This window comes from Planomonospora algeriensis (assembly GCF_977012225.1).
This window is the reverse complement of record NZ_CDRNDK010000866.1, coordinates 1-1,322: the sequence shown is the minus strand read 5'-3', so window position 1 is coordinate 1,322 and position 1,322 is coordinate 1. Positions and strand designations below refer to the sequence as shown.

The 1,322-nt window shown below is 69.1% G+C and carries 2 pseudogenes; both read right to left on the bottom strand.

Features of this window, described 5'->3' with window-relative positions:
• Positions 1 to 239 (bottom strand): annotated as a pseudogene (locus ACWJ6R_RS36485) (hypothetical protein); the annotation flags it as partial.
• Positions 240 to 968: 729 nt separating this feature from the next.
• Positions 969 to 1,322, bottom strand: a pseudogene (locus ACWJ6R_RS36480) (hypothetical protein); the annotation flags it as partial.

Sequence of the window (1,322 nt, the reverse complement as noted above, 5' to 3'; positions counted from 1 at the left end):
CCCTTCTGCATGGGCTTGCCGGAGGCGGGCAGGCCGGTGTCGCCGTTGCGGCCGGAGGCGTCGTCCCAGTAGTAGGAGGCGGTGGTCGAGCCCTGGAGCATGACCTGCTCACCGGTCTCGCCGGTGCCGGTGTCGGCGTTGGCCGTTGCGGCGGCGCCGGCCACGATCGCGCCGGTCAGGGTGAGGGCGGCGGCGGTGGTGGTCAGGGCGCGGGCGGCGAAGCGGGTGGTGACGGTCATGGAAGCGGGTTCCTTTGTTCGGGGACGGGTCTGCGGCCGGTGCTGCGGTGGTTCCGGGTGGCCGGTGCGGGCCCTGCCGTAGCGGCCTACGACATCCAGTAAGCCGCCTGGACGTAGCGGTCCCAGTGCGGCAGGGGTGCGGCCCGGTTGCGGGGGGCCGGAAACCCTAAAGTCCCGACACCACCGGCGATCCCGAGCCTTCGAAAGAGCCGTGAAAGCGCCGCGGAGCGCCTCGGCGGAGCGAGGAGGGGGAGGCGTGATCATCAGGAACCGGAACGGTGACCGAATGCGGTCCACTGCCCGTGCCGCCTGCGAGGAGGAGAGGGGATCCGGCCGCTCCGGGGGGCTTTTCGCAGCGGCGACCACCACGGGTCGGGCCCGGCAGGTGTTTACGCCGTAAACACTCCACGGTTCCGCAGCGGCCTCGTGCCCGAGGGTGGGGCTGGATACAGAGCGGAGAGCGAAGTGGGGAACACCGTCGGAGGGCTGTCGCACGGTGTCTGTGTCTTCGGGCCATGTCTCACGTTCATGCCGTGAGCACTCGCTACCTCCTCCGTGGTGAGGCGGGGAAAGCAGTGGCAGGCGTTTACGGCGTCAACACCGGTGGGCGCACAGCGGCCGCTCACCCTGGGCGATAGGCATGGCTTCGTCGTTCTGGGGAGCGGCGAGGCCGCCACCGGATCATCCGGTGGCGGCCTCGTATCTGTCCTGCGAAGAGTCAGATGTCGCTCAGCTGCGCTTGACGCTCAGACGCTCGCTCAGGAAGTGACGGCCGGCATAGGCGCCGCCGACAGCGATGAGCAGGCCACCGAGCGCGAACCCGGTGAAGATCCCACCGGCTTCACCGGTGTCCGAAGCGGCGGCGACGTTCTCGGCCTTGATCTCGTCGGTCTTCGGCGCGGCCTTCTTGTTCTCAGACCTGGGCTCGGACTTGGCCGGAGTGGAGAGCATGACCGGCTCAGCCGGGTTCTTGTCCTTCTTGGCCCAGGCGCCGGTGGCGAACGGCTTGGGGTGGTTCTTGGTGCCCACGCCCTTGCCCCACTTGGTGATGACGTAGGTGACCTTGATGTGGCCCTTGCCGCC